At 62.4% G+C, this 23,976-nt stretch carries 21 protein-coding genes; 6 read left to right on the top strand and 15 right to left on the bottom strand.

What is annotated here, in order from left to right; genetic code table 11:
* Positions 1–89 precede the first annotated feature (89 nt).
* A complete protein-coding gene (locus ACLBXN_RS18560) occupies positions 90–1,370 on the bottom strand; it encodes an MFS transporter (protein WP_447613104.1) in 1,281 nt (426 codons plus the stop codon).
* Positions 1,371–1,629: 259 nt separating this feature from the next.
* Between ACLBXN_RS18560 and ACLBXN_RS18555 the strand changes: the two genes are divergently transcribed.
* On the top strand, positions 1,630–2,658 hold the full coding sequence (locus ACLBXN_RS18555; RefSeq protein ID WP_447613103.1) for a patatin-like phospholipase family protein: 1,029 nt from the start codon (positions 1,630–1,632) through the stop codon (positions 2,656–2,658).
* Positions 2,659–2,718: 60 nt separating this feature from the next.
* Here ACLBXN_RS18555 and ACLBXN_RS18550 read toward each other — a convergent pair whose 3' ends face one another.
* From ACLBXN_RS18550 to ACLBXN_RS18500, 11 genes are all read right to left on the bottom strand, one after another.
* On the bottom strand, positions 2,719–4,578 hold the full coding sequence (locus ACLBXN_RS18550; protein WP_447613102.1) for an acyl-CoA dehydrogenase: 1,860 nt from the start codon (positions 4,576–4,578) through the stop codon (positions 2,719–2,721).
* 138 nt (positions 4,579–4,716) lie between these two features.
* Complete coding sequence (locus ACLBXN_RS18545; protein WP_003069486.1) at positions 4,717–5,892, bottom strand: acetyl-CoA C-acyltransferase; 1,176 nt, start codon at positions 5,890–5,892, stop codon at positions 4,717–4,719.
* A gap of 157 nt (positions 5,893–6,049) precedes the next feature.
* A complete protein-coding gene (locus tag ACLBXN_RS18540; protein WP_447613101.1) occupies positions 6,050–8,149 on the bottom strand; it encodes a 3-hydroxyacyl-CoA dehydrogenase NAD-binding domain-containing protein in 2,100 nt (699 codons plus the stop codon).
* A gap of 247 nt (positions 8,150–8,396) precedes the next feature.
* Positions 8,397–9,092: an ABC transporter ATP-binding protein gene (locus ACLBXN_RS18535; protein ID WP_447613100.1), complete on the bottom strand. Its 696-nt coding sequence runs from the start codon at positions 9,090–9,092 to the stop codon at positions 8,397–8,399.
* Position 9,093: 1 nt separating this feature from the next.
* The gene (locus ACLBXN_RS18530) at positions 9,094–9,912 is read right to left on the bottom strand and encodes an ABC transporter ATP-binding protein (RefSeq protein ID WP_003077838.1); all 819 of its coding nucleotides are present in this window, start codon (positions 9,910–9,912) and stop codon (positions 9,094–9,096) included.
* Positions 9,913–9,915: 3 nt separating this feature from the next.
* Positions 9,916–11,256: a branched-chain amino acid ABC transporter permease gene (locus ACLBXN_RS18525; protein WP_447613099.1), complete on the bottom strand. Its 1,341-nt coding sequence runs from the start codon at positions 11,254–11,256 to the stop codon at positions 9,916–9,918.
* A 3-nt stretch (positions 11,257–11,259) separates the two neighbouring features.
* Positions 11,260–12,213, bottom strand: coding sequence for a branched-chain amino acid ABC transporter permease (locus tag ACLBXN_RS18520; protein ID WP_003053739.1), 954 nt, complete (start codon positions 12,211–12,213; stop codon positions 11,260–11,262).
* Positions 12,214–12,326: 113 nt separating this feature from the next.
* The gene (locus ACLBXN_RS18515; protein WP_003053737.1) at positions 12,327–13,562 is read right to left on the bottom strand and encodes a branched-chain amino acid ABC transporter substrate-binding protein; all 1,236 of its coding nucleotides are present in this window, start codon (positions 13,560–13,562) and stop codon (positions 12,327–12,329) included.
* A gap of 230 nt (positions 13,563–13,792) precedes the next feature.
* The gene (locus tag ACLBXN_RS18510; RefSeq protein WP_003053735.1) at positions 13,793–15,028 is read right to left on the bottom strand and encodes a branched-chain amino acid ABC transporter substrate-binding protein; all 1,236 of its coding nucleotides are present in this window, start codon (positions 15,026–15,028) and stop codon (positions 13,793–13,795) included.
* Between the two features lie 253 nt (positions 15,029–15,281).
* Positions 15,282–15,416 (bottom strand): hypothetical protein, encoded by a 135-nt coding sequence (locus tag ACLBXN_RS18505; protein ID WP_447613098.1) that lies wholly within the window; start codon positions 15,414–15,416, stop codon positions 15,282–15,284.
* A 237-nt stretch (positions 15,417–15,653) separates the two neighbouring features.
* Positions 15,654–17,297 (bottom strand): 3-(methylthio)propionyl-CoA ligase, encoded by a 1,644-nt coding sequence (locus tag ACLBXN_RS18500; protein WP_447613097.1) that lies wholly within the window; start codon positions 17,295–17,297, stop codon positions 15,654–15,656.
* A gap of 204 nt (positions 17,298–17,501) precedes the next feature.
* On the opposite strand from ACLBXN_RS18500, the gene ACLBXN_RS18495 reads away from it, so the two are divergent.
* The 5 genes from ACLBXN_RS18495 to ACLBXN_RS18475 all read left to right on the top strand — a co-directional run bounded on the left by ACLBXN_RS18495 (position 17,502) and on the right by ACLBXN_RS18475 (position 21,380).
* Positions 17,502–19,037 carry a protein adenylyltransferase SelO gene (locus tag ACLBXN_RS18495; protein WP_447613096.1) on the top strand — a complete coding sequence of 512 codons (1,536 nt, stop codon included), beginning with the start codon at positions 17,502–17,504 and terminating at the stop codon, positions 19,035–19,037.
* Positions 19,034–19,450, top strand: a complete 417-nt coding sequence (gene msrB, locus ACLBXN_RS18490; RefSeq protein ID WP_043005228.1) for a peptide-methionine (R)-S-oxide reductase MsrB — start codon at positions 19,034–19,036, stop codon at positions 19,448–19,450. Before ACLBXN_RS18495 ends, msrB begins: the two co-directional genes overlap by 4 nt.
* 218 nt (positions 19,451–19,668) lie before the next feature.
* A complete protein-coding gene (locus ACLBXN_RS18485) occupies positions 19,669–20,238 on the top strand; it encodes a septation protein A (protein WP_211459167.1) in 570 nt (189 codons plus the stop codon).
* Positions 20,235–20,501: a BolA family protein gene (locus ACLBXN_RS18480; RefSeq protein ID WP_211459168.1), complete on the top strand. Its 267-nt coding sequence runs from the start codon at positions 20,235–20,237 to the stop codon at positions 20,499–20,501. Before ACLBXN_RS18485 ends, ACLBXN_RS18480 begins: the two co-directional genes overlap by 4 nt.
* Before the next feature lie 87 nt (positions 20,502–20,588).
* Positions 20,589–21,380 (top strand): peptidylprolyl isomerase, encoded by a 792-nt coding sequence (locus ACLBXN_RS18475; RefSeq protein WP_003053722.1) that lies wholly within the window; start codon positions 20,589–20,591, stop codon positions 21,378–21,380.
* Between the two features lie 75 nt (positions 21,381–21,455).
* On the opposite strand, the gene ACLBXN_RS18470 is transcribed toward ACLBXN_RS18475, so the two are convergent.
* Genes ACLBXN_RS18470 through ACLBXN_RS18460 form a run of 3 tightly spaced genes read right to left on the bottom strand, consistent with a single transcriptional unit; the run spans position 21,456 to position 23,802 of the window.
* Positions 21,456–22,289 carry a hypothetical protein gene (locus tag ACLBXN_RS18470; RefSeq protein ID WP_447613095.1) on the bottom strand — a complete coding sequence of 278 codons (834 nt, stop codon included), beginning with the start codon at positions 22,287–22,289 and terminating at the stop codon, positions 21,456–21,458.
* Positions 22,286–22,873 carry an RNA polymerase sigma factor gene (locus ACLBXN_RS18465; RefSeq protein ID WP_447613094.1) on the bottom strand — a complete coding sequence of 196 codons (588 nt, stop codon included), beginning with the start codon at positions 22,871–22,873 and terminating at the stop codon, positions 22,286–22,288. The genes ACLBXN_RS18470 and ACLBXN_RS18465 overlap by 4 nt, the downstream gene beginning before the upstream one ends.
* A gap of 35 nt (positions 22,874–22,908) precedes the next feature.
* Entirely contained in the window at positions 22,909–23,802 is an 894-nt protein-coding gene (locus ACLBXN_RS18460) for a hypothetical protein (protein ID WP_447613093.1), read from the bottom strand.
* Positions 23,803–23,976: the final 174 nt, after the last annotated feature.

The following is a 23,976-nucleotide window of genomic DNA, read 5'->3' as shown; positions in this document are numbered from 1 at the left end:
CCCTGTAGGACAAATTTATCCAAATTTGTGACATTTAATTAATTAATGTTAGTTTCTGTTATTTACAGAAACTATCTGCAAGCCCTTCCTCAGTCCGTAGCCTCCCGCATGCGTGGGTGCCGCACGAATGCCAGTCCCAACAGGGTAGCCAACAGCATGACAAAACAGGCAAACAGGCTCACGGCCAGCGTGATGCTCCAACGGTCTGCAATCCAGCCCACGACCAGCATGGGCAGCATGGAGCCGAGCAAGCCTATGGTCTGATAGGTGGACAGCAGGCCTGCCCGGTTGTCAGGCCCCGCAAGACGGCCAACCATGCTCATGCCGGCCAGCATGCACATGCCATGCCCGAGCGCCGTCAGACACACGCCCAGGACAAACAGCAGCATCGATCGGGCCTGCAGGTTCAACATCAGCACGGCGTTGCTGAGCGCCAGCAGCGCCATTCCGGCAAAGCCGCAGCGATGCAGCGGCAGACTGGCAGCCAGGAGCTGAATGCCCGCAGAGACGAGCAGGATCACCGCAATGGCCGTGCCGCTGACCACGGGGCCGCTCCAGGCAATCATCTGCTGCAGAAACAGCGGCGCCATGGAGGCATAGAGCCCGAACACGCCAAATGCCACGAACGGATATCCGCAGGTCAGCGCAAAAGCCAGGGAGTCCGCGCGCCCAGGCCAGGTTAGCCGCGGCAGACAGTCCTGCCAGCGCAGGCGAGCCACCACCTGGGCGGGCCGCCCTGCATTCAGCTGCGCCGACTCAGGCAGCTTGACCATGAGGACGCCGGCCACGCCAATGCAGCCCAGCACCAGCGGCACCAGATAGGCCGTCGCCAAGGGCCGAGGCAGCCACTGCCCGGCCACACCGCCGATCAGCGGCCCCAGGCCGAAGCCCAGCACATTGAGAAAACTGGCCACCATGGCCACACGCCGAGGCTGCAGACGGGTGGCACCGCTGGCCGCCAGCTGCGTCAGTCCCGTGGTGGCGCTGATGGTGATGATGCTTGAAGACAGCCCCACCACAAAGCGCCCGACGATCAGGCTGGGCAGATTCCAGGCCAGCATCGAGATCAGCGTGCCCACCAGCGTCAGACACAGAAAGCACAGCATCACGCGCTGGAAACCGATGCGATCGGGCAAACGTCCCAGAAACAGCAGGGCGCACAGCCCGCCGCACATATAGAGCACATAGATCAGCGAGATATCGCTGGGCCGCAACTGCCAGTCCTGCTGGTAGAGCGCATACAGAGGGCTGATCAACGCTGCCCCCAGCACTCCCACCACCAGGCCGAAGCCCACCCACCAGACTGCGGCCTGTGCCGTTGCGACTTCTGCCTGCCATGTATTGCCTTGCGACATCTGCTGCCTCTTCATGGTGCCGCTCCCGCATCAGGGACAGAGCGCACAGGAGTTCGTCCTGCCGCGCCGTCAGAAGGGGCCAGCCACTTGCTTGCGATGAGAACATTGTCGGCAGCGCGGCTTGCTCGCGCATAGGCCAAACAAGGGATACATGCCTCAAACGATTTACAGGCAAGCGATGAAAGCTATGCTTTTTGACGAGCAAAACCGCACATCACCGACTCCGGCCCCCATCGCTATACTTTGCGCCCTAATGACAGCAGGATTTCCCGGCATGCGCCCGAACGTTTTTTTGCGCCCTTTGCTCTGTTTGAGTCTGCTCGGCCTTGCCGCCTGCGGCAGCAATCCGCCCAGCCCCGCAGCGACACCCGAGCCGCCTACCACCACCTCGGCCCCCGCGATCAAGATCGGCCTGGCCCTGGGCGGCGGTGCGGCCAAGGGCTTTGCCCATATCGGGGTCATCAAGATGCTCGAGGCCAATGGCCTGACGCCCTCGTTCGTGGCCGGCACCAGCGCCGGCAGCGTGGTGGGCGCGCTCTATGCGAGCGGCATGAACGCCTTCGAGCTGCAGGAAAAAGCCGTGGCGCTGGACGAGGCCAAGATCCGCGACCTGCAACTGTCCGCCGGCGGTCTGGTGCTGGGCCAGAAGCTCGAAGACTATGTAAATGAACAGGTGCACCGCAAGCCGCTTGAGCAGATGGCCAAGCCCTTTGTCGCCATCTCCACGCGCCTGGAAGACGGTGAACGCACGGTGTTCGCCCGTGGCAATGTGGGCCAGGCCGTGCGCGCCTCCAGCAGCGTGCCCGGCGTGTTCCAGCCCGTCACCATCGGCAAGTACCACTATGTGGATGGCGGCATTGTCAGCCCCGTACCCGTGGATGCAGTGCGCAATCTGGGGGCCGACATCGTGATTGCCGTGGACATCTCCAACAAGGCCAGCGGCAAGAACCCGGCCAATATGCTGGGCGCGCTCAACCAGTCGATTGCCATCATGGGCCAGAAGCTGGGCCAGGCCGAGCTGGCACGCGCCGACATCATCATCCGCCCCAAGGTTCTGGACATCGGCCCGGCCGACTTCGCGCAGCGCAGCCATGCGATTGTGGAAGGCGAGAAGGCCGCGACGGCGCTGATGCCGCAGATTCGTGAACGCATCGCCCAGCTGCGCGCCGAGCGTGCCAAGGCCACCCAGGTGGCGCAGCAAAAAGCCGCCGAAGCCAGCTATCAGGAATGTCTGAAACAGCGCTCCAGCCTGCAAAAGCTCTCCGGCATGGTGGGCATGAGCAGTAACTGCGAAAAGCCCTGAGCTGAGCCCTCGCCATGAAAAAGGCCCGCTGACGCGGGCCTTTTTGTTGCGCTGCGTGGCTTAGAACGCCTCTTCCTCCATACCTGCACAGGTCATATCGCGCGCCTTGACCACCTGCAGCCAGGCGCCGATACGTGGCAGCTCGTAGTGGAAGAAGTAGCGCTGCGCCGCCATGCTGCCGCGATGGGCGGCAATCGCCAGATCCCTGTCCATGGCCAGCACGGCCAGCGCCACATCCAGCCAGATCCAGGCCAGCACCATATGGCCGAAGGCCTGCATATAGGGCACGGCATTGGCCAGGGCCTCCTGGGGATTGCCGCTCGCCCAGGCCGCCTTGGTGGCGGCTCCGACATCGGCCAGCGCGCGCGCCAGCTGGTTGGCATGGCTCGCCAGCTTTTCATGCTGCATGGCACGCTGGATGGTTGCATTGATGCGGGCCGCCAGCAGCTGCAGCCCCTTGCCACCGTCCATGACGACCTTGCGGCCCAGCAGATCCATGGCCTGGATGCCATGCGTGCCCTCGTGAATCATGTTCAGACGGTTGTCGCGCCAGTACTGCTCGACCGCGAAGTCCCGCGTATAGCCATAGCCGCCATGGATCTGGATGGCCAGCGAATTGGCTTCCAGGCAGAACTCGCTGGGCCAGCTCTTGGCAACCGGCGTCAACACTTCCAGCAGCAGCCTGGCTTCTGCCGCCTCCTGGCTCTGACCGGTGTACTGTTCGTCCACCAGCCTCGCGCACAGCAGGTTCAGGGCCAGCGCGCCTTCGCAATAGGCCTTCTGCGCCAGCAGCATGCGCTTGACGTCGGCATGCTCGATGATGCGCGACTGTGGCCGGCTCGCATCCTTGCCGCCCTCGCCTATGGGCCGGCCCTGAGGGCGGCTTTGCGCATATTCGAGACTGGCGTGGTAGCCAGCCATGCCCAGCATGGAAGCCGCCATGCCGATGGAGATGCGCGCCTCGTTCATCATGTGGAACATGCATTTGAGGCCCTCGCCGGGCTTGCCGACCAGATAGCCGATCGCACCCGCGCCGCGTCCATCCAGGACCCCGCCATGCTGGCCGCGCACCGGGTATCTGCCTTCGCCGAAATTGAGCAAGGTATTGGTCGTGCCGCGCCAGCCCAGCTTGTGGTTGAGGCCCGCCAGGGCCACGTCGTTGCGCTCGCCGGTCAGTCGCCCCTCGGCATCGACCAGCTTCTTGGGCACGATGAACAGCGAAATGCCCTTCACGCCGGCAATGGTCTTGCCATCGGCGCCGGGAATCTTGGCCAGCACCAGGTGCACGATGTTCTCGGTCATCTCGTGGTCGCCCGAGCTGATCCACATCTTGTTGCCCTTGAGCCGATAACGCGGCCCCAGCGCATCGCTCTCGTACTCGACGCCATCGGGCTCGGCGCGCGTGGCGATATCCGATAGCGAGGAGCCCGCCTGCGGCTCTGACAAGGCCATGGTGCCGGCCCAGCGGCCGTTGAACTCATTGGCGGCAAAGACTTTTTTCTGCCGCTCGGTGCCATGGGCCATGATGGCGTTGGCATTGCCCGAGGTCAGCATGTTCGAACCAATGCTGATCGAGGCCGCAGCAAAAAAGCAGTTGGCCGCCGCCTCCACGGTATAGGGCAGCTGCATGCCACCCATCTCGTAGTCCTGGGCCGCGCTGAGCATGCCCGAGTCGGCATAGGCCTCGCGCGCTTCATAGGTGCATTGGGGCAGGATGACTTTTTCGCCATCGAACTGCGGCTCCTGCAAATCCACCGTGCGGTTGAAGGGCGCGTATTTCTCGCGCGCGATGCGCTCGCAGGTATCCATCACCGCATCAAAGGTATCACGCGAATGATCGGCAAAGCGTGAGCGACTGGTCAGTCCTTCAGCCTGCAGCCAGTCGTAGAGCAGAAAGTCAATGGTGGAGCGCAGGCGCATAGATTACCTATCAAAACAGGCCTCACCGCTTATGAATAGAGCGATTGAAGCTATCAATTTCACAAATCCAGAGGAGAAAAAAGCCGCCTCCAGCCCCAACCCCAAGGTGGCCAGAAGACGGCTTGACCCAAGCCCTGCTTACAGGACTTCAAACACGCCTGCCGCGCCCATGCCGCCGCCAATGCACATGGTCACGCAGACACGCTTGGCGCCGCGGCGCTTGCCTTCGATCAGTGCATGGCCCGTCAGGCGCTGGCCCGAGACGCCATAGGGGTGGCCCACGGCAATCGCACCGCCGTTGACGTTGAGCCTGTCTGCAGGAATGCCCAGCTTGTCGCGGCAGTAGATGACCTGCACGGCAAAGGCTTCGTTGAGCTCCCACAGGTCGATATCGTTGATCGACAGACCCAGCTTCTTGAGCACCTTGGGAATGGCGTAGATGGGGCCGATGCCCATTTCGTCGGGCTCGCAGCCGGCCACGGCAAAGCCCAGGAAACGGCCCAGGGGCTTGAGGCCCTTGCGCGAGGCGTATTCCTCGCTGACCACGGCGCAGGCGCCGGCGCCGTCGGAGAACTGGCTCGCATTGCCGGCGGTAATCACCCCGCCGGGCAGCGCGCTGCGCAGACCGCTGATGCCTTCCTTGGTCGTGCCCTCGCGAATGCCCTCATCCTTGCTGACGGTCACCTCCTTGGTGATCAGGCCGCGCACCTTGTCGGCCACACCCATGACGGTCTTCATGGGAGCGATTTCCGCTTCGAACAGGCCGGCCGCCTGTGCCGCAGCCGCTTTCTGCTGGCTGGAGGCGCCGTACTCGTCCTGGGCATCGCGACTGATGTTGTAGCGCTTGGCCACCTGCTCGGCAGTCTGCAGCATGCTCCAGTAGATCTCGGGCTTCATGGCTGTCAGCTCGGGATCGAAAGCCATGTGCGGGTTCAGATGGGGTTGCACGCAGGAGATGCTCTCCAGACCGCCGGCCACCAGCACATCGTTCTCGCCCGCGATGATGCGCTGGGCAGCCAGCGCAATCGCCTGCAGGCCCGAGGAGCAGAAGCGGTTGATGGTCAGGCCCGATGTCGTGACCGGCAGACCTGCACGCATGGCGATCAGACGGGCGACATTGCCGCCTGTCGTGCCTTCGGGCAGGGACATGCCCATGATCACGTCCTCGACCTCGGCGCCCTCAATGCCTGCGCGCTCCACAGCCGCCTTGACGGCGTGGGCACCCAGGGTGGGGCCATAAGTCATGTTGAAAGCGCCCTTCCAGCTCTTGGCCAGCGGAGTGCGCGCGGTAGAAACAATCACTGCGGATGTCATATTCTGTCCTTCGATTCTGGGTATTTCGTGGCAGATCGCCGTTCACACAGGCCAGCAAATCGACGATTTGCGTTGGAGACGAGGAGCGAAGCCGCAGGCAGTACGAGTAGTACGACAAGGCTTCGCTACGGCGCCTCAAGGTCTGTGTGCGCGGCGCTTAGCTGAACTGCTTGCCTTCGGCGGCCAGCTTGGCCAGCAGCGGAGCGGGCTGCCAGAACTTGGCATCGTCGTTGGGGTTCTGGGCAAAGCGGCCCATGGCCTGAACCACGTTGAACAGGCCGACTTCGCCCGCATAGTGCATGGGGCCTCCGCGCCACAGCGGAAAGCCGTAGCCGGTCAGATACACCATGTCGATATCGCCGGACTTGCTGGCAATGCCGTCCTCCAGAATGTGCGCGCCCTCGTTGACCAGCGCAAAGACCAGGCGCTGCACGATTTCCTCGTCGGAGATCTTGCGCGGCGTGATACCCAGGCTCTTGCGGTGCTCGTCGATCATCTTGGCCACCACCTCCGAAGGGATGGCATCGCGCTTGCCGGGCACATAGTCATACCAGCCCGCACCGGTCTTCTGACCAAAGCGGCCCAGCTCGCACAGACGGTCCGCACTGGCGCTGTACTTCATATCGGGTTTTTCGACATAACGGCGCTTGCGGATGGCCCAACCGATGTCGTTGCCCGCCAGATCGCCCATGCGAAACGGTCCCATGGCAAAGCCGAACTTCTCGATGGCCTTGTCGACCTGCTGTGGCGATGCGCCTTCGTCGAGCAGGAAGCCGGCCTGGCGCGAGTACTGCTCGATCATGCGATTGCCGATAAAGCCGTCGCAGACGCCGGAGACCACGGCCGTCTTCTTGATCTTCTTGGCCACCTTCATCACCGTGGCCAGCACATCCTTGGCCGTGGCCTTGCCACGCACCACTTCCAGCAGCTTCATCACATTGGCGGGACTGAAGAAATGCATGCCCACGACGTCCTGCGGACGCTTGGTGAAGGCTGCGATCTTGTCCACATCCAGGGTCGAAGTGTTGGATGCCAGAATCGCGCCGGGCTTTGCCACCTCATCGAGCTGCTTGAAGACCTGCTCCTTCACGCCCAGCTCCTCGAACACGGCCTCGATGATGAGGTCGGCATTCTTCAGATCGCCATAGTTGAGCGTGGTGGACAGCAGGCTCATGCGCTGCTCGTACTTCTGCTCGGAGAGCTTGCCCTTCTTGACCTGGGCCTCGTAGTTCTTGCGGATGGTCGCCACGCCACGATCCAGGGCTTCCTGCTTGGTCTCCAGAATCGTGACGGGAATGCCCGCATTGAGGAAGTTCATGGAGATGCCGCCGCCCATGGTGCCGGCACCGATCACGCCCACAGTGCGGATCTCGCGCACCGGCGTATCGCCGGGCACGTCGGGGATCTTGGAGGCGGCACGCTCGGCCATGAACAGATGGCGCAGCGAACGCGACTCGGGCGTCATCATCAGCTGCATGAAGGCTTCTCGCTCAGCCACCATACCGTCATCGAACTTCTTGGTCGTGGCGTTCTTGACAGCTTCCAGGCAGCGCAGGGGCGCAGGGAAGTTCTTGGACATGCCCTGCACCATGGTGGCGGCAAACTCGAAATAGGCTTCGCCCTGGGGATGCTTGCAGGACAGGTCACGCACACGCGGCAGCGGGCGGACATCGGCGACCTCCAGCGCCAAGGCCTTGGCCTCGGCCAGCAGCGTCTCGGCCGAGGCCGACATCTTGTTGAACAGCTTCTGGCCGGGCAGCGTGGCCAGCATTTCGCTCATCACGGCCTCGCCGCTTACGATCATGTTGAGCGCGGCTTCCACACCCAGGACGCGCGGCAGGCGCTGGGTGCCGCCGGCGCCTGGCAGCAGGCCGAGCTTGACCTCGGGCAGCGCCACGGCCGTGCCGGGAGCCGCAATCCGGTAATGGCAGCCCAGCGCCAGTTCCAGCCCGCCCCCCATACAGACGCTGTGAATCGCAGCAATCACAGGCTTGGTCGACAGGTCCAGTTGCTGGATGACCGAAATCAGATGCGGCTCACGGTAGGCATCTTCCTTGCCGAATTCGGTGATGTCGGCTCCGCCCGAGAAGGCCTTGCCGGCCCCGGTGATCACAATGGCCTTGACGGCCTTGTCGGCCAGAGCCTGGCGCAAGCCCTCAACCACACCTCGTCTGGTGGCCAGACCCAGGCCGTTGACCGGCGGGTTGTTCAAGGTAATGACGGCGATGGCTCCGTCCACTTTGTATTCAGCAGTCATGCTGTTGTCCCCTGTTCAATAAATAGAAAAGAACGGTCGTGCGTTTTTTATTTTCCGAGTTTTGCTGCGTTGCGCAACTGATGCTTGTCCTCAATGAGACATCCCTTGGCCGCAACCACTAGCGCCATCCCCGTCAGAGATGCCAAGCAAGCCGCGTCGCGGCGAGGCCGCCCGGGCTGGCATCCTTCCCCTCCCCCAAGGCGAGGCAGGGGAAAGGCGCTAGAAGCGCCCCAGGGCGAGATTCACCTCAAACCTCCAGCCACTCCTTGCGAACCTTTTCGTTCGCCCTGAGGGTCTCGGGAGTGCCGTCGAACACGATATGTCCATGGCCCATGACCAGGGCCCGATCCGAGATATTCATGGCAATGGTCAGCTTTTGCTCGATCAGCAGCACGGACACGCCGCGATCCTTGATCTTCTTGAGGTACTCGCCCACCAGCTCCACGATCTTGGGTGCCAGCCCTTCCGTGGGTTCGTCGATGATGATGAGATCGGGGTCGCCCATCAGCGTGCGGCAGAGCGTGAGCATCTGCTGCTCGCCGCCCGACATCACGCCGGCCTCGGTGTGCTGGCGCTCCTTGAGGCGAGGAAACATGGCATACATATCGTCAAAACCCCAGCGGCTGCTTTTGCCCTTGCCTTTCTGGCCCAGCATCAGGTTCTGATGCACGGTCAGATTGGGGAACACATCGCGGCTCTCCGGTACATAGCCGATACCCAGATGGGCCACCTCATAGGCTTTCATGCCGTTCAGGTTCTTGCCTTTCCAGTCCAGCGCACCCTCCCAGTGCACCAGGCCCATGATGGCCTTGGCCGTGGTGGAGCGGCCCGACCCGTTGCGCCCCAGCAAGGCCACGATCTCGCCAGCATGGACCTCGAAGTCCACGCCATGCAGCACATGGCTTTTGCCGTAGTAGGCATGCAAATCGTTGATCTTCAGCATCTCAATGCGCTCCTGCCTGTTGGTCTGCGACGGAAGATCCCAGATATGCTTCTTGCACTCTGGCGTTGGCCCGCACGGCTTCGGGCGTGTCGTAGGCGATGACCTCGCCGTAGACCACCACGGCAATCTTGTCCGCGAGACCGAAGACCACGCCCATGTCGTGCTCCACGGTCAGCAGCGTCTTGCCTTCGGTAACCTTCTTGATCAGCTGAATGAAATGCGCGGTTTCGCTGTTGCTCATGCCGGCCGTGGGTTCGTCCAGCAGGATGACGCTGGCACCGCCGCCGATGGTGATGCCGATCTCCAGCGCACGCTGCTCGGCATAGGTCAGGTTCACCGCCAGCGTGTCGCGCTTGCGGTGCAGGCCGATCATCTCCATCAGCTCGTTGGCGCGTTCGTTGGCGTCATGCAGATTGGAGAGAAAGCGCCAGAAGCTGTAGCGATAGCCCAGGCTCCAGAGCACGCTGCAGCGCAGGTTTTCAAACACCGAAAGCTTGGGAAAGATGTTCGTGATCTGAAAGCTGCGCGACAACCCCATGCGATTGATTTCGAAGGGCTTCTTGCCGTTGATGCGCTGGCCGTGCAGTAGCACCTCGCCGCTGCTGGGCTCGAAGCGACCGCTGATCAGATTGAACAGCGTGCTCTTGCCCGCACCGTTGGGGCCGATGATGGCGATACGTTCGCCGGCATTGACGGCTAGGTTGGCGCCGCGAATGATTTCGGTCTTGCCGAAGCTCTTGCGCAGATCACGCAGCTCCAGTGCATGGCCTGACTGCTGCACCGCTTGCGCAGCCGGTTGATGGATGGCGATGCTGGACATGGTTCAGCCCTCCCCTTTCTTGATGCTTTCTTCGATCGCTTCCTGTATGCGTCCCCAGCGGCGGGCCGTCAGGCGGCGCACGCCCTCCAGCAGGCCCAGGCCCACCACGAACACCACAATCGCCACGGTCCAGGTGGAGGCAGCACTGGTGTCCAGCTCAGCGCCCATGAAGGGCACCTTGGGGCCCAGCGCCGCATTGAGCTGCATGTGATAGATCATCTCGATCAGCGACGCGGCACCGACCACCGTCACGATGCCGGCCGCCAGAATGCCCAGATAGGGCATCAGCAAGCGCTTGAAATGGCCGAACTTGGCTACGCGCAGATTCATCATGATCAGGCTGGCCACACCGCCGGGCGCATACATGACCATGAGCAGGAACACCAGGCCCAGGTACAGCAGCCAGGCCTTGGTCAGCTCGGACAGCAGCACCGAAGCCAGCACCAGCAGCACGGCACCGATGATGGGGCCGAAGAAGAAGGTGGCACCGCCCAGGAAGGTGAACAGCAGATAGCCGCCAGAGCGCACCACGCTGACGCTGTCCATGGCCGTGATGATCTCGAAATTGATGGCCGTCAACCCGCCGCCGATACCCGCAAAAAAGCCTGCAATGATGAAGGCGAAGTAGCGCACGCGCTGGGTGTTGTAGCCCACGAACTCGACACGCTCGGGGTTGTCGCGCACGGCATTCAGCATGCGTCCCAGCGGCGTACCGGTGAAGGCGAACATGGCGGCCGTGCAGACGAAGCAGTACACGGCAATCAGGTAATACACCTGCAGACCCGAGCCGAAGTCCAGCCCGAAGAACTTGCTGTAGACACGGTCCGTGGTGATTCCGCCCTCGCCGCCGAAGAACTCGGGGAACATCAGCGCCATGGAGGCCACCAGCTCTCCCAGCCCCATGGTGATCATGGCAAAGGTGGTGCCCGATTTCTTGGTCGTCACATAGCCGAAGAGCACCGCGAAGAACATGCCCGCCAGCCCGCCCACGATGGGAATCAGCACCAGCGGAATGGCCATCTCGCCAGCGGCAGCCTTGTTCATGGCATGAATGGCCAGGAACGATCCCAGGCCGGTATAGACCGCATGCCCGAAGCTCAGCATGCCGCCCTGCCCCAGCAGGATGTTGTAGGACAGGCAGATGATGATCAGATAGCCGATCTGGCTGAGCATGGTCAGGGCCAGCGAGCTGGTGAAGATCAGCGGTGCCACGATCAGCGCCAGCGCAAACAGACCCCAGACCAGAATGCGCCCTATGTTCAGAGGCTTGAAGCGGTAATGTGCCTGCGCCCGAGCTTTGTCTGCAGCAGAAGAATTCATGGGTGTTTTTGCAATCGAAGACATGGCTCAATCTCCTCTGGTACCCAGCAGGCCCTTGGGCCGGAAGATCAGAATCAGCACCAGGAACAGGTAAGGCAGAATCGGCGCGACCTGAGACAGCGTCAGCCGCAGCACGGGCCAGCCGAAGGTAGATTCGTTGACCTGATGCCCCATGGAGCTGAACAGGCCGGCCAGCGACCAGTCCAGCGCCACGGCAAAGGTCTGAACCACGCCGATCAGCAGCGAAGCCACGAAAGCCCCGGCCAGCGAGCCCATGCCGCCGACCACCACCACCACGAAAATGATGGAGCCCACGGAGGCCGCCATGGCGGGCTCGGTCACATAGGTATTGCCACCGATCACACCAGCCAGACCTGCCAGCGCGCAGCCGCCGCCAAACACCAGCATGAAGACGCGCGGCACGTTATGGCCCAGCGCCTCCACCATTTCGGGGTTCTTGAGCGCGGCCTGGATCACCAGGCCGATGCGCGTGCGCGTCAGCAACAGCCAGACGGCCACCAGCATCAACAGCGCCACCAGCATCACAAAGGAGCGCGACTTGGGGAACTGCGTGCCATACAAGGTAAACAGCGGCCCCTGCAGCGCCGTCGGCAGCGCATAGGGCACGGTGCCGCGCCCCCAGACCAGCTGCACCACTTCCAGAATCAGATAGGACAGGCCAAAGGTCACCAGCAGCTCGGGCACATGGCCGTACTTGTGCACCCGGCGCAGGCTGTAGCGCTCGAACAGCGCCCCCAGCACGCCCACCAGCACCGGACTGAAAAAGAGCGCGGGCCAGAACCCTATGATGCCGCTGAGCGTGTATGCGAAATACGCGCCAAGCATGTAGAAGCTGGTGTGGGCGAAATTCAGCACGCCCATCATGCTGAAGATCAGCGTCAGGCCCGAGCTGAGCATGAAGAGCAGCAGCCCGTAGCTCACGCCGTTGAGCATGGATATGGTGAAAAATTCAGGCGTCATCGACTTGCCTTGTTCTCATGAGCGAAAAGACCGCTGCAGCACTGCACCTGTTATACGTTCTGGTCGGCGCGGATGCTGCAGCACGAGGGAGGGTGAGAATATGCGAGCCTGGCTCAGGACGGACGCTTCATCTGGCAGCTGGTGGGCGTGCTGGCCACATAGGGCTCGTAGTACTTCACGGGCGCAAAGGTGTAGCCAGTATTTTCGGCGTCATAGGGGAACTTGCCACCCGCCTTCTGCCACTTCGAGATGTACAGGCCCTGCTGCAGCTGGTGGTCGCTCTTGCGCATTTCGACTTCGCCATTGAAGCTTTTGAGCTTCATGCCTTCGAGAGCCGCCGCCACCTTGACCGGGTCCGTGGAGCCCGTCTTGACAAAGGCCGCATCCAGCAAGGCGAACACATGGTAGATCGAGCTTTGCGTCAGGTCATCGTTGAACTTCTTCTTGAAGCTCTCCATGCTGGCCTGAATCGGCGCTCCCATGTTGTAGTGCCCGTAAGTCACGGTATAGACCTTGCCGTCGGAGGCCGCGCCCATGGCGGTGGGAGCGCCGGCGCCAAACGCGTAATAGGTATAGAACTTGACGTTGTTCAGGCCAGCGTCATTGGCCGCCTTGAGCAGCAGCGACAGATCAGCCCCCCAGTTGCCGGTGATCACCGTATCGGCTCCCGACTGCTTGATCTTGGCCACATAGGGAGCGAAGTCGCGTACCTGGGCCAGCGGAGAAAAATCATCGCCCACGATCTGCACATCGGGACGCTTTCTCTTGAGCAGGTCCTTGGCGTACTTGGACACCTGCTGGCCGTGCCCGTAGTTCTGGTTGATCAGATAGACCTTCTTGACCTCGGCATCGTCCTTCATGTAGGTGGTCAGCGCCTCCATCTTCATGGAGGTATCGGCATCGAGGCGGAAATGCCAGTAGCTGCACTTGCTGTTGGTCAGGTCCGGGTCCACGGCCGCGTAGTTGAGATAGAGCAGCTCCTTGCCCTTGTTGCGGCTGTTGTGCTTTTCCAGCGCATCCATGATGGCCAGCGCCGGGCCCGAGCCATTGCCCTGCGTCACATAGCGCACGCCCTGATCCATGGCCGAGCGCAGGGCGGCCGTGGTTTCCTGCGGGCTGAGCTTGTTGTCCAGCGCCACGATCTCGAACTTCACGCCCGAGGCATTTTTCTTGTTGAACTCCTCCGCCAGCAGCTGAAAGGTCTTGAGTTGATTCGTTCCCACGGCGGCCATCAGGCCGGACAAGGGATCGATCCAGGCGATCTTGACGGTTTCGCCCTTTTGAGCCCAGGCTCCACCTGCACTCACGGCCATGGCCGAGACGGCCACTGCTCGCATAACCCATTTCATACTTGTCTCCTTTCACCATTTTTGCTAGCGACTGACGCCAATCTACCGGTCGGTAGACTTTTTCCCGCTGGGGAAAGCCTTAGGAACTATCACGCATGCGACTTGCCGGGCCGATTCGCGGCAGTTGGCGACACTTGCGCGACAGCTGCTCGCACTTGCAGACGAATGAAACCCGCGATCAAAAAAGGGCGCCACCAGGGCGCCCCGAAATTCGCGTCTCTCGCATCGCCTCAGGAGGGACGCTTCATCTGGCAGCTGGTGGGAGTGCTGGCCACATAGGGTTCGAAGTACTTCACGGGTGCAAAGGTATAGCCCGTGTTCTCGGAGTCCATGGGGTATTTGCCGCCGGCCTTTTCCCAGCGCGCGATGTACAGGCCCTGCTGCAGCTGGTGATCGCTCTTGCGCATCTCGACTTCGCCGTTGTAGTTCTGGAACTTCATGCCCTCCATGGTCGCGGCTACCTTGACGGGATCGGTGGTCTTGGCCTTGGCAAAAGCCTGATCGAGCATGTTCAGCCCCGTGTACACGGTGCCGGTGTACATATCCTCGTTGACCTTGGCCTTGAAGCCCTTGACGATCTTGTCCATGGCACCGGGCATGTTCAGGTGGCCGTAGCCCACCATATAGACCTTGCCGGCCGCTGCCGCACCCATGGCCGTGGGTGCTCCCGTGGCAATGGCGTAATAGGTGTAGAACTTGACGTTGTTCAGGCCCGCGTCGTTGGCAGCCTTGATCAGCAGTGCCAGATCCGAGCCCCAGTTGCCCGTGATCACCGTGTCTGCGCCCGACTGCTTGATCTTGGCCACATAGGGCGCGAAGTCGCGCACCTGGGCCAGCGGCGAGAAGTCGTCACCCACGACTTCCACATCGGGGCGCTTGCGCTTAAGCATCTCCTTGGCGTACTTGGACACCTGCTGGCCATGCGAGTAGTTCTGGTTGATCAGATAGACCTTCTTGATCTCAGGTACGTCCTTCATGTACGTGGTCAAGGCCTCCATCTTCATGGAGGTATCGGCATCGAGACGGAAATGCCAGTAGCTGCATTTGCTGTTGGTCAGATCGGGGTCCACCGCCGCATAGTTGAGGAACACGACCTCCTTGCCCTTGTTGCGCGCATTGTGCTTTTCCAGCGCATCCATGATGGCCAGCGCCGGTCCCGAGCCGTTGCCCTGGAACACATAGCGCACGCCCTGGTCCATGGCCGAACGCAGTGCGGCCGTGGTCTCCTGCGGGCTGAGCTTGTTGTCGATGCCGATGATCTCGAACTTCACCCCCGAAGCATTGCCCTTGTTGAGTTCCTCTGCCACGTACTGCAGGCTTTTGAGCTGGTTGGAACCCAGCGCTGCCATCAGGCCCGAGAGCGGGTCAATCCAGGCGACCTTGACGGTCTCCCCCTTCTGGGCCATCGCACTCCCCGCGCACGCCAGGATCACCGATGCTGTCAAAGCCTTGATTGCAAACTTCATAGAGCGTCTCCGTTGGTGTTTATGAGCGACGCCCAGACTAAAGGGCAAGCCTGCGCCTGCGGCCTGGGGGTTGCCCTAGCGCATATCACATTGGCGACTGCAGGGTTTACCTCAAGCCATAACTTCCAAAACCATAGCTAGCATCCCCCACCCACAAAGGGCCAGAGACAGCTTTGATTTCAAAAGCCTGAAGCGGCAACCGGCTTTCCGTTAGCCGCAGGCCGTCCAAGCTGCCCAGCACCTGGGGCTCGGGCTATTCCCTGTCCTCCAGATGCAGGCCTATCTCCTGCAGCAACTGCTCGAAGCTCAGCCTGCCAGCCTTGACCCCGGCCAGCAGCGCCACCTCACCGGGCAGCTGATCAAAGCGTGCCCCGGCCATCAGTGCCACACACAGATAGTCGAGCGGGCCGCGCGTTCCCTCAGGCCCAAGTGACTACAGCACCACCATCAAGCGAGCGGCCCCGGCAAGGTCGAGCCCCATAAGGCCACCGGGAGCAGAAGGAATGGATGTCGAACAATGGCGCCGGAAGAGGCCCGGACAAATGGAGCCCAGACAAAAAAAGCCATCATCCCACGATGATGGCTTTGCTCTGGTCGTGCCAGCCCGAGCCGGGCCCAAGGCCGCTCAGGCGGCCGTGGGCAGCTTGTAGTCCTTGAGCTCCTCGCGCAAACGGGTCTTGAGCATCTTGCCCGTGGCGCCAATCGGAATCGCGTCCACAAACACCACATCATCGGGAATCTGCCACTTGGCCGTCTTGCCCTCGTAGAACTTCAGCAGCTCTTCGCGCGTGATTTCCGCGCCGGGCTTCTTGACCACGGCCACGATGGGGCGCTCGTCCCACTTGGGATGCGGCATGCCTATGCAGGCTGCCATGGCCACGGCCGGGTTGGCCATGGCGATGTTCTCTATATCGATGGAGCTGATCCACTCGCCGCCGGACTTGATCACGTCCTTGCTGCGGTCGGTGATCTGCATATAGCCATCGGGGTCGATTGTTGCCACATCCCCCGTCGGGAACCAGCCATAGCCGTCAGCACCGCGCACCAGGGGATTGCCACTGCCTTTGTAGTAGCTGTCGATGATCCAGGGGCCGCGCACCAGCAGGTCGCCATAGCTCTTGCCATCCCAGGGCTGCTCGTCACCGGCGTCGTTGACGATCTTCATCTCCACGCCATAGATCGCGCGCCCCTGCTTCTGCCGGATCTTCATCTGCTCGTCCTTGGGCAGGTCCAGATGCTTGTTCTTGAGCGTGCACAGCGTGCCCAGGGGGCTCATCTCCGTCATGCCCCAGGCGTGCAGGACCTCCACGCCGTAATCGTCCTGGAAGGCCGTGATCATGGCTGGCGGGCAGGCAGAGCCGCCGATCACCGTGCGATTGAGCTTGGAAAAACGCAGGCCGCCCGGCTTCATGTAGCCAAGCAGCATCTGCCAGACGGTGGGCACGCCGGCAGCAAAGGTCACGCCTTCCGACTCGATGAGTTCGTACACCGACTTGCCATCGAGCGCAGGGCCCGGGAAGACCATCTTGCAGCCCGTGAGCGCCGCCGAATAGGGCAGGCCCCAGGCGTTGACGTGAAACATGGGAACCACGGGCAGCACCGAATCACGGGCCGACAGGCACATCACGTCCGGCAGCGCGGCAGCATAGGCGTGCAAGGTGCTGGAGCGGTGGCTGTAGAGCACGGCCTTGGGATTGCCGGTGGTGCCGCTGGTGTAGCACATGCTGGATGCGGTGTTTTCGTCGAACTGCGGCCAGCGGTATTGATCGGACTGGCCCGCAATCCAGCTCTCGTAGCTGATGAGGCCGGGAATGCCGCTGTCTGCCGGCAGGCGGTCTGCATCGCAGAGCACCACCCATTGCTGCACCTCTGGGCATTTGGCATGCACCGCCTGGATGATGGGCAAAAAGGTCAGGTCAAAGCACAGCACCTTGTCTTCGGCGTGGTTGACGATCCAGGCAATCTGCTCGGGATGCAGGCGCGGGTTGACGGTGTGCAGCACCCGACCCGAGCCGCTGACGCCGAAATACATCTCCATGTGGCGATAGCCATTCCAGGCCAGGCTGGCCACTCTGTCGCCCTGGGCCAGGCCGATGGCATCGAGCTTGTTGGCCAGCTGACGCGAGCGCGCAGCCAGATCCTTATAGGTATAGCGGTGGATATCGCCCTCCACACGGCGGGAGACGATCTCCCCGTCGGCATGGTTGCGCGCGGCAAACTCGATCAGGGAAGAAATCAACAGCGGCTGGCTTTGCATCAGACCCAACATTGGCAGTCTCCTGGATAGCGTTGTGATGATCGGCAAGCATCCTAGCGCGGGCTTCCCTGCCGTCATCTGAGGACTGTCACCAATGCGTAACCGTGGCGACGTTTGTCTGCATCCTCCCTCTGAACGATAGACAAGCACTCAGGGAAAAACCTAGGACGATCTCCGGCGTCAACCGGCTCAACAACCCTGCAAGCCCTGTCCTTGATGCCGCTCAAGCACAATGCCTGCATGAGCGAATCCCCTGCCCCGCAATGGCGCAAGCCCGGCCGCTTCGAAGCCCTGGGCCCGGCTTTTTTCACCTATCTGCAACCCACGCCCGTACCCGAGCCGCACTGGATTGCCACCAGCACCAGCACGGCCCGCTGGATGAATCTGAACCCCGAATGGCTGCATAGCGCCGAAGCACTGCAAATCCTCAGCGGCAATGCCGTCTCCGACCAAGACAGCGGCGGCAGCAAGCCGCTGGCCACGGTCTATAGCGGTCACCAGTTCGGCGTATGGGCCGGTCAGCTCGGCGACGGCCGCGCCATCCTGCTGGGCGAAACCGAGCAGGGCTTTGAAATCCAGCTCAAGGGAGCAGGCCGCACGCCCTATTCGCGCATGGGCGACGGCCGGGCCGTGCTGCGCTCGTCGATTCGCGAGTTTCTCTGCAGCGAAGCCATGGCGGCCCTAGGCATTCCCACCACGCGTGCGCTGGCGCTGACGGGCTCGCCCCTGCCCGTGGCGCGCGAGACCATGGAAACCGCCGCCGTCGTGACGCGTGTGACCGAGAGCTTCATCCGCTTCGGCCATTTCGAGCACTTCGCCGCACGCGATATGCAGCCCGAGCTGCGCGCCCTGGCCGATCTGGTCATAGACCAGCACTATCCCGAGTGCCGCACTGCCACCGCGCTGAACGGCAACCACTACGCCAATTTGCTGCAGGCCGTGAGCGAGCGCACGGCCCGATTGCTGGCCCGGTGGCAGGGCGTGGGCTTCTGCCACGGCGTGATGAATACCGACAATATGAGCATTCTGGGCCTGACCATCGATTACGGCCCCTTCCAGTTTCTCGACGCCTTCGACCCCGGCCATATCTGCAACCACAGCGACAGCCAGGGCCGCTATGCCTTCAACCGCCAGCCCCAGGTGGCCTACTGGAATCTGTATTGCCTGGGCCAGGCCCTGCTGCCGCTGATCGGCGACGAAGAGCTGACGATTGCGGCGCTGGAGTCGTACAAGACCGTCTTTCCCGCCGCCTATGCGCGCCAGATGCTGGCCAAGCTGGGCCTGCCCGAGAACGAGGCCGGCACGCCGGCCACCGAAGGCCGCTTTGCACTGCTGGTCAACCCGCTGCTGCAGATCCTGGCCGACAACAAGGTGGACTACACCATCTTCTTCAGTCGCCTGACCGACGCCGTCGCACAGGGGCAGGCAGGGCCGATCGACTTCGAGCCGCTGCGTGACATCATTCTTGACCGGGCCAGCTTCGATGCCTGGTCGCTCACTTATTCAGAGCAGCTGGCGCAAGTGGATAGCGCGCAGGCCATGGCTTTGATGCAAAAATCCAATCCGCGCTTCGTGCTGCGTAACCATCTGGGCGAAACCGTGATCCGCGCCGCCCGGGACGGTGACTTCGCGCCGGTGCAGCAGATGCTGGCCGTGCTGCAAGCGCCTTATGACTCGCATCCGGACCACGCTGACTGGGCCGGCTTCCCGCCCGACTGGGCTTCCTCGATTGAAATCAGCTGTTCATCATGAGCTTTCCCATCCAGAAATCCGACCAAGAATGGCAAGCCCTGCTGCAGGACAAGGGTGCTGAAGCCGCGGCCTTCCAGGTCACGCGCCATGCGGCCACCGAGCGCCCCTTCACCGGCAAATACGAGCAGTTCTGGGCCGACGGCAGCTACCACTGCGTCTGCTGCGGCAACAAGCTGTTCGACTCGCACACCAAGTTCGATGCGGGCTGCGGCTGGCCCAGCTTTGACCAGGCCGTGCCCGGCGCCATCACCAATATCGTGGACCGCAGCCACGGCATGGTGCGCACCGAGACGGTGTGCAGCAACTGCGGCGCCCATCTGGGCCATGTCTTTCCCGACGGTCCCACCGACACCGGACTGCGCTACTGCATGAATTCAGCCTCGCTGGATTTCCAGGACGAGCCCCAAAAATAAGAGCTGACAAGGCTTGAGCAGCAAGGCCGCAGCCATGCCGGCGCGGGCGCGCTGCGCAGGCTCAGGCTATCAGCTTTGATAGCTGAATCCGTCCGGCTCACAAGGCTTTGCTGGCGGTACGGCCCGGGCTTTGGTGCATGATGCGACTTTGCTCGCAGCACCGGGAACCTTGCCGGTGCTGCGCAGTCTGAATTTTCAGAACGACTACCATTTCGCGCATGAAGCTGCTGATTGATTTCTTCCCCATCATCCTGTTTTTCGTGGCCTTCAAGGTCTGGGGCATCTACACCGCCACGGCTGTGGCCATAGTCGCCACCGTGGCGCAGATCGCCTACCTGCGCTTCAAAACCGGCAAGATCGAACCCATGCAATGGATGAGCCTCGGCGTCATCGTGCTGTTTGGCGGCGCCACTTTGCTGGCCCATGACGACAACTTCATCAAATGGAAGCCCACGGTGCTGTACTGGCTCATGGGCGGCGCGCTGCTGATCGGTCAGCTGGTGTTCAAGAAGAACCTGCTGCGCTCCGTCATGGGTGCCCAGTTGCAGCTGCCCGATGCCATCTGGCTCAAGCTCAACTGGGCCTGGACCGCGTTCTTCGCGGCCATGGGCGCGCTCAACATCTGGGTGGCCTACAACTTCGACACCGACACCTGGGTCAACTTCAAGCTGTTTGGCGGCATGGGGCTGATGGTGGTGTTCGTGATTGCGCAAGCCATCTACATGAGCCGCTACCTGCCCCAGGACGGCGCGCCCGGCACCGCCGAAGCCAAGGACAAGCAGCCATGAGCGTGATCCTCAGCGCCCAGGCCATGGAGGCCGCCCTGCGCGAGCGTCTGGCCCCGAGCCAGCTCGAAGTCATCGACGAGAGCTACCAGCATGCTGGCCATGTCGGTGCCAATGACAGCGGCGTGGGCACGCATTTTCGCGTGCGCATCGCCTGCGCCGCCTTTGATGGCAAAAGCCGCGTGGCACGCCATCGCCTTGTGTATGATGCACTGCAAGACTTCATTGACCAGGGTGCTCATGCCATCGCCATTGAAGTACTTTGAGAACCCACGGTTCTGACCACAGGCTCCTTGACGGGAGCCTGTTGTGTATGGACTGAACTTCATTCACTTTTCTCGATCTCAACTCGAATGAGCATGAAACAAAAGCAACTGGCCCGCATCGTGGGCGCCACAGTTCTGGGCTTTGCCGCCCTGTCCGCCTCGGCCCAGAATGTGGCCATCGTCAATGGCAAGGCCGTTCCCATGGCCCGCGTCAACGCCCTGAAGGCCCAGATCGAAGCCAGCGGCCAGCCCGTGGCTCCCGAGATGGACAAGATGATCAAGGACGAGGTCATCGCACGTGAAGTCTTTATGCAGGAAGCCAACCGCCGCGGCCTGGCAGCTTCCGAGGCCTACAAGCAGCAGATGGACATGGCCCGCCAGACCGTGCTGATCCGTGCGCTGTTCGAAGACTTCCAGAAGAAGAACCCCGTGACCGACGCTGAAGCCAAGGCCGAATACGACAAGTTCGTCGAAGCCAATGGCGGCAAGGAATACAAGGCCAGCCACATCCTGGTGGAATCCGAAGACCGCGCCAAGGCCATCATCGCCGAAGTGAAAGCCGGCAAGAAGTTCGAAGACATCGCCAAGAAGGAATCCAAGGACCCCGGATCGGGTGCCCGCGGCGGCGACCTGGACTGGGCCAACCCCAACAACTACGTGCCCGAGTTCACCGAGGCACTGATCAAGCTCAAGAAGGGCGAGATGACCGACGCGCCCGTCAAGAGCCAGTTTGGCTGGCACATCATCCGCATGGATGACGAGCGCCAGGCCGAAATGCCCAAGTTCGAGGACGTCAAGCCCCAGATCACACAGCAGCTGCAACAGCAAAAGCTGCAGCAATTCCAGGATCAGCTGCGCAAAAGCGCAAAAATCCAGTAACATGCTCTTACGCCAGACCTGAAAAGGACTGGCCAGACCATCACCCAAGCCCGCGTCAAGCGGGCTTTTTTTGTCTCAGCGCTGCGGTTTTGCTACATCTTCCGCAGCACCCTGATCAAACTCAGACTTGGCTGACGGCAATTGCTCGTGCTTTCGCGGACGGCAATGCAAAGGCTTTGCCGGCGCGCCGGAGGCTGTGCCCTCGGCCTCTTTGGCGGCTTGCTCAAGAACTTCTTTATCGGTCTGCAAGGGACAAAGCGGCAATGGCGCGCCGGATAGCGAGCTTTGCGCCGCCGCGGCATCCGCTGCCGAAGCAGCATCACGCTGCGGCGCGGAAGCCCGGGGAGCCGGTCTGGCCGAGCGCGCCATGTCTTTAGCAGTGCTTGCGCCGGAAGCAGGCGCAGCCTCGGGCTGCGGTGCGGGGGCCGACGCCTGCCCATCCGGGCTAGGCGGCGCCTGCTGTGCCTTGGCTGGAGCCCGGCTCTGCCTGGATTTCTCGGCCTGCGAAGCCGAACCGGCTGCGCTGGCATCTGCGGCTGCCGGAGCAGAAGCGATTGCAGGCGCCTGCGCAGCCGGGTCTATATCCGCAGGTTGGGCAGGCTCGGCCGCGACTTCGGAGCTGGAGCCGGGTCCGGCGTCCGGCCCGCTCCACCAGGCACCATGCTGCAGCATCAGCCAGCCCACCAGTCCGACGGCCGCCAGCCCGCCCAGCGCATGCCGCAGCCAGTAGCGGTCGTTGGCCGCGGGCTGCTCCGCCGGTGTCCCGGCCGCACGCTGGCGTGCGCGCTCGAGAATGGCGGCGCTGCTTTGCGCACTGGGGCCACGGTCTTCTGCCACGGCCTCGTGGTAGAGCTCGCGCAGCACATCGGGCTTGTCGTTGCCGGGCGGAGTTTCGGGGTGCATATTCATGCCAGTTCCTCCAGCGCGGCGCGCAGTTTGGCACGCGCATAGCGCAAGCGGCTTTTGGCTGTTTCCTCGGCAACGCCGGTGGCCTGGGCAATTTCGGCCAGCGTCAGATCAGCCTCGACCTGCAGCAGAAAGCACTCGCGCTGCTCGCCAGGAAGCCGCGCCAGTGCCGCCAGAATGGCCTGGGCCATGAGTTGGCGATCGAGCTGCTGCTCGGGCTCGAAGCCCGATGCCGCAAACAGGCTTTCGGCCAGCCGCAGGGACTCTTGCGTGTCTGCTGACAGGCTGATGCCCGGCCTTTGCCTGCGCCAGTGATCGACCAGGCGGTTGTGTGCCATGGTGAAGAGCCAGGTCGTGAACTTGCTGCGCACCTCATAGCGGGAGGCGCTGTCCACCACGGAAAACCAGAGGTCCTGCGCCAGATCGTCGGCCAGCGCCGCATCGCCCGTGTTGCGATAGAAATAGCGCCACATACGCAGGCAGTGCCGGGCATACAGCGTCTCGAATGCCGAGCTCTGCCCTGCGGCATAGCTGCGCATCAGGGCTTCGTCGGCGGGTGTGTCTGGTGCAAGCTGCGGTGCGAGCATGCCCGCGATTATGCAAATTCCGCAGCCCACCCTGCTCAGTTGCGCGGCGGGTCCGGGACAAAGCCATTGTCGCCAGGAAAGGGATTGGGCACGCGCGGCAACGGCCGTGGACGGGGTTCGCGGATCACGCCTCTGGCGACCAGATTGGCATAGCTGTCGTAGCGGATACGCACCATCTGCCGGGGCTGCTCGGTGTCGGCCTCGAACTCCACCTGGGTGACTTGCGAGCGCTCAACCGCGCCATGGCCCGTGCCCAGCGAAGGGGCCGGCGAGGCCTGTGGTGCCCGGCGCTCGGCGCTGCTGCTCTTGCTGGCGGCCTGTGGCACGGCGACATCCGCCGCCGCAGACTCAGCCGCCGAGGCACTGGCCTGCGCTTGCGGCTCATAGAGCGGCCCCTGGTAGGCGGCAGGCTCGGGCAGCTTTTCGCGGTACAGCGCAACTCCGATCACACCGACATCCTGCGGCCTGCCGGTTCTGGCGGCATAGGACATATCGCTTTCGGAGAAATAGAACGCGGCCACGTTGTCATTGCTCTTGCGCCAGCCCCGCACGTCATAGCTGTCGCCCGCATCCAGCACATAGCCGCCTTCGGCGCGGGAGTTCGCCGTGCGGCCGTTGATGGCGTTGACCCCGTCGACGCTGATGACGCCCATGATTCTGCGGCTCTCGAGGTTGCGAATGCGTACCGCATAGTTGGCACCGGGGCGGCCCACCACCCACAGCTCGCCCTCGTGGCTGTACTGGGGCAGTACCCGCCCCGTGGCACGTTCGACGATGCTGATCTGGGCCAGCTTGTGGTTGCCGCGCGTCCAGGCCGAAGCCGGCGCGGCGACCGCCATCGCGGCAGCGCAGAGCAGCGAAGCGCGCAGCAGGCGGCCGCGCGACAGCAAGAAACCAGGAACCGGGGGGTCGATACGGACAGACAACATGAACAAGGCCTCCTCAAGATACAGCCACAGTGGCTGAAACAAACTTGTCGGAGGCTGAAACGCAGCAGCAGACGCAACGGGGTCAAGACAGGCTCTCTGAATTGCAAGCATTTGCAACACCGCTTGGCGCCGCAGTCCTGCTCCGGCCCGGCATGTCTGGCACAATCGCGCTCG

The sequence above is a fragment of the Comamonas sp. C24C genome (genome assembly GCF_053345995.1).
The sequence above is the reverse complement of the archived record's forward strand: the minus strand, read 5'-3'. Positions and strand labels throughout refer to the sequence as shown.

Excerpts from the sequence above, each read along its gene's own strand:
- ACLBXN_RS18515 (WP_003053737.1), bottom strand. The coding sequence starts at position 13,562 with ATGAAATGGGTTATGCGAGCAGTGGCCGTCTCGGCCATGGCCGTGAGT.
- ACLBXN_RS18535 (WP_447613100.1), bottom strand. The coding sequence starts at position 9,092 with ATGCTGAAGATCAACGATTTGCATGCCTACTACGGCAAAAGCCATGTG.
- ACLBXN_RS18475 (WP_003053722.1), top strand. The coding sequence starts at position 20,589 with ATGAGCATGAAACAAAAGCAACTGGCCCGCATCGTGGGCGCCACAGTT.
- ACLBXN_RS18465 (WP_447613094.1), bottom strand. The coding sequence starts at position 22,873 with ATGCTCGCACCGCAGCTTGCACCAGACACACCCGCCGACGAAGCCCTG.
- ACLBXN_RS18550 (WP_447613102.1), bottom strand. The coding sequence starts at position 4,578 with ATGCGCCTGCGCTCCACCATTGACTTTCTGCTCTACGACTGGCTGCAG.
- ACLBXN_RS18460 (WP_447613093.1), bottom strand. The coding sequence starts at position 23,802 with ATGTTGTCTGTCCGTATCGACCCCCCGGTTCCTGGTTTCTTGCTGTCG.
- ACLBXN_RS18500 (WP_447613097.1), bottom strand. The coding sequence starts at position 17,297 with ATGTTGGGTCTGATGCAAAGCCAGCCGCTGTTGATTTCTTCCCTGATC.
- ACLBXN_RS18545 (WP_003069486.1), bottom strand. The coding sequence starts at position 5,892 with ATGACATCCGCAGTGATTGTTTCTACCGCGCGCACTCCGCTGGCCAAG.
- ACLBXN_RS18530 (WP_003077838.1), bottom strand. The coding sequence starts at position 9,912 with ATGTCCAGCATCGCCATCCATCAACCGGCTGCGCAAGCGGTGCAGCAG.
- ACLBXN_RS18495 (WP_447613096.1), top strand. The coding sequence starts at position 17,502 with ATGCCGCTCAAGCACAATGCCTGCATGAGCGAATCCCCTGCCCCGCAA.
- ACLBXN_RS18525 (WP_447613099.1), bottom strand. The coding sequence starts at position 11,256 with ATGTCTTCGATTGCAAAAACACCCATGAATTCTTCTGCTGCAGACAAA.
- ACLBXN_RS18560 (WP_447613104.1), bottom strand. The coding sequence starts at position 1,370 with ATGAAGAGGCAGCAGATGTCGCAAGGCAATACATGGCAGGCAGAAGTC.
- ACLBXN_RS18520 (WP_003053739.1), bottom strand. The coding sequence starts at position 12,213 with ATGACGCCTGAATTTTTCACCATATCCATGCTCAACGGCGTGAGCTAC.
- msrB (WP_043005228.1), top strand. The coding sequence starts at position 19,034 with ATGAGCTTTCCCATCCAGAAATCCGACCAAGAATGGCAAGCCCTGCTG.
- ACLBXN_RS18540 (WP_447613101.1), bottom strand. The coding sequence starts at position 8,149 with ATGACTGCTGAATACAAAGTGGACGGAGCCATCGCCGTCATTACCTTG.
- ACLBXN_RS18555 (WP_447613103.1), top strand. The coding sequence starts at position 1,630 with ATGCGCCCGAACGTTTTTTTGCGCCCTTTGCTCTGTTTGAGTCTGCTC.
- ACLBXN_RS18510 (WP_003053735.1), bottom strand. The coding sequence starts at position 15,028 with ATGAAGTTTGCAATCAAGGCTTTGACAGCATCGGTGATCCTGGCGTGC.
- ACLBXN_RS18485 (WP_211459167.1), top strand. The coding sequence starts at position 19,669 with ATGAAGCTGCTGATTGATTTCTTCCCCATCATCCTGTTTTTCGTGGCC.
- ACLBXN_RS18470 (WP_447613095.1), bottom strand. The coding sequence starts at position 22,289 with ATGAATATGCACCCCGAAACTCCGCCCGGCAACGACAAGCCCGATGTG.
- ACLBXN_RS18480 (WP_211459168.1), top strand. The coding sequence starts at position 20,235 with ATGAGCGTGATCCTCAGCGCCCAGGCCATGGAGGCCGCCCTGCGCGAG.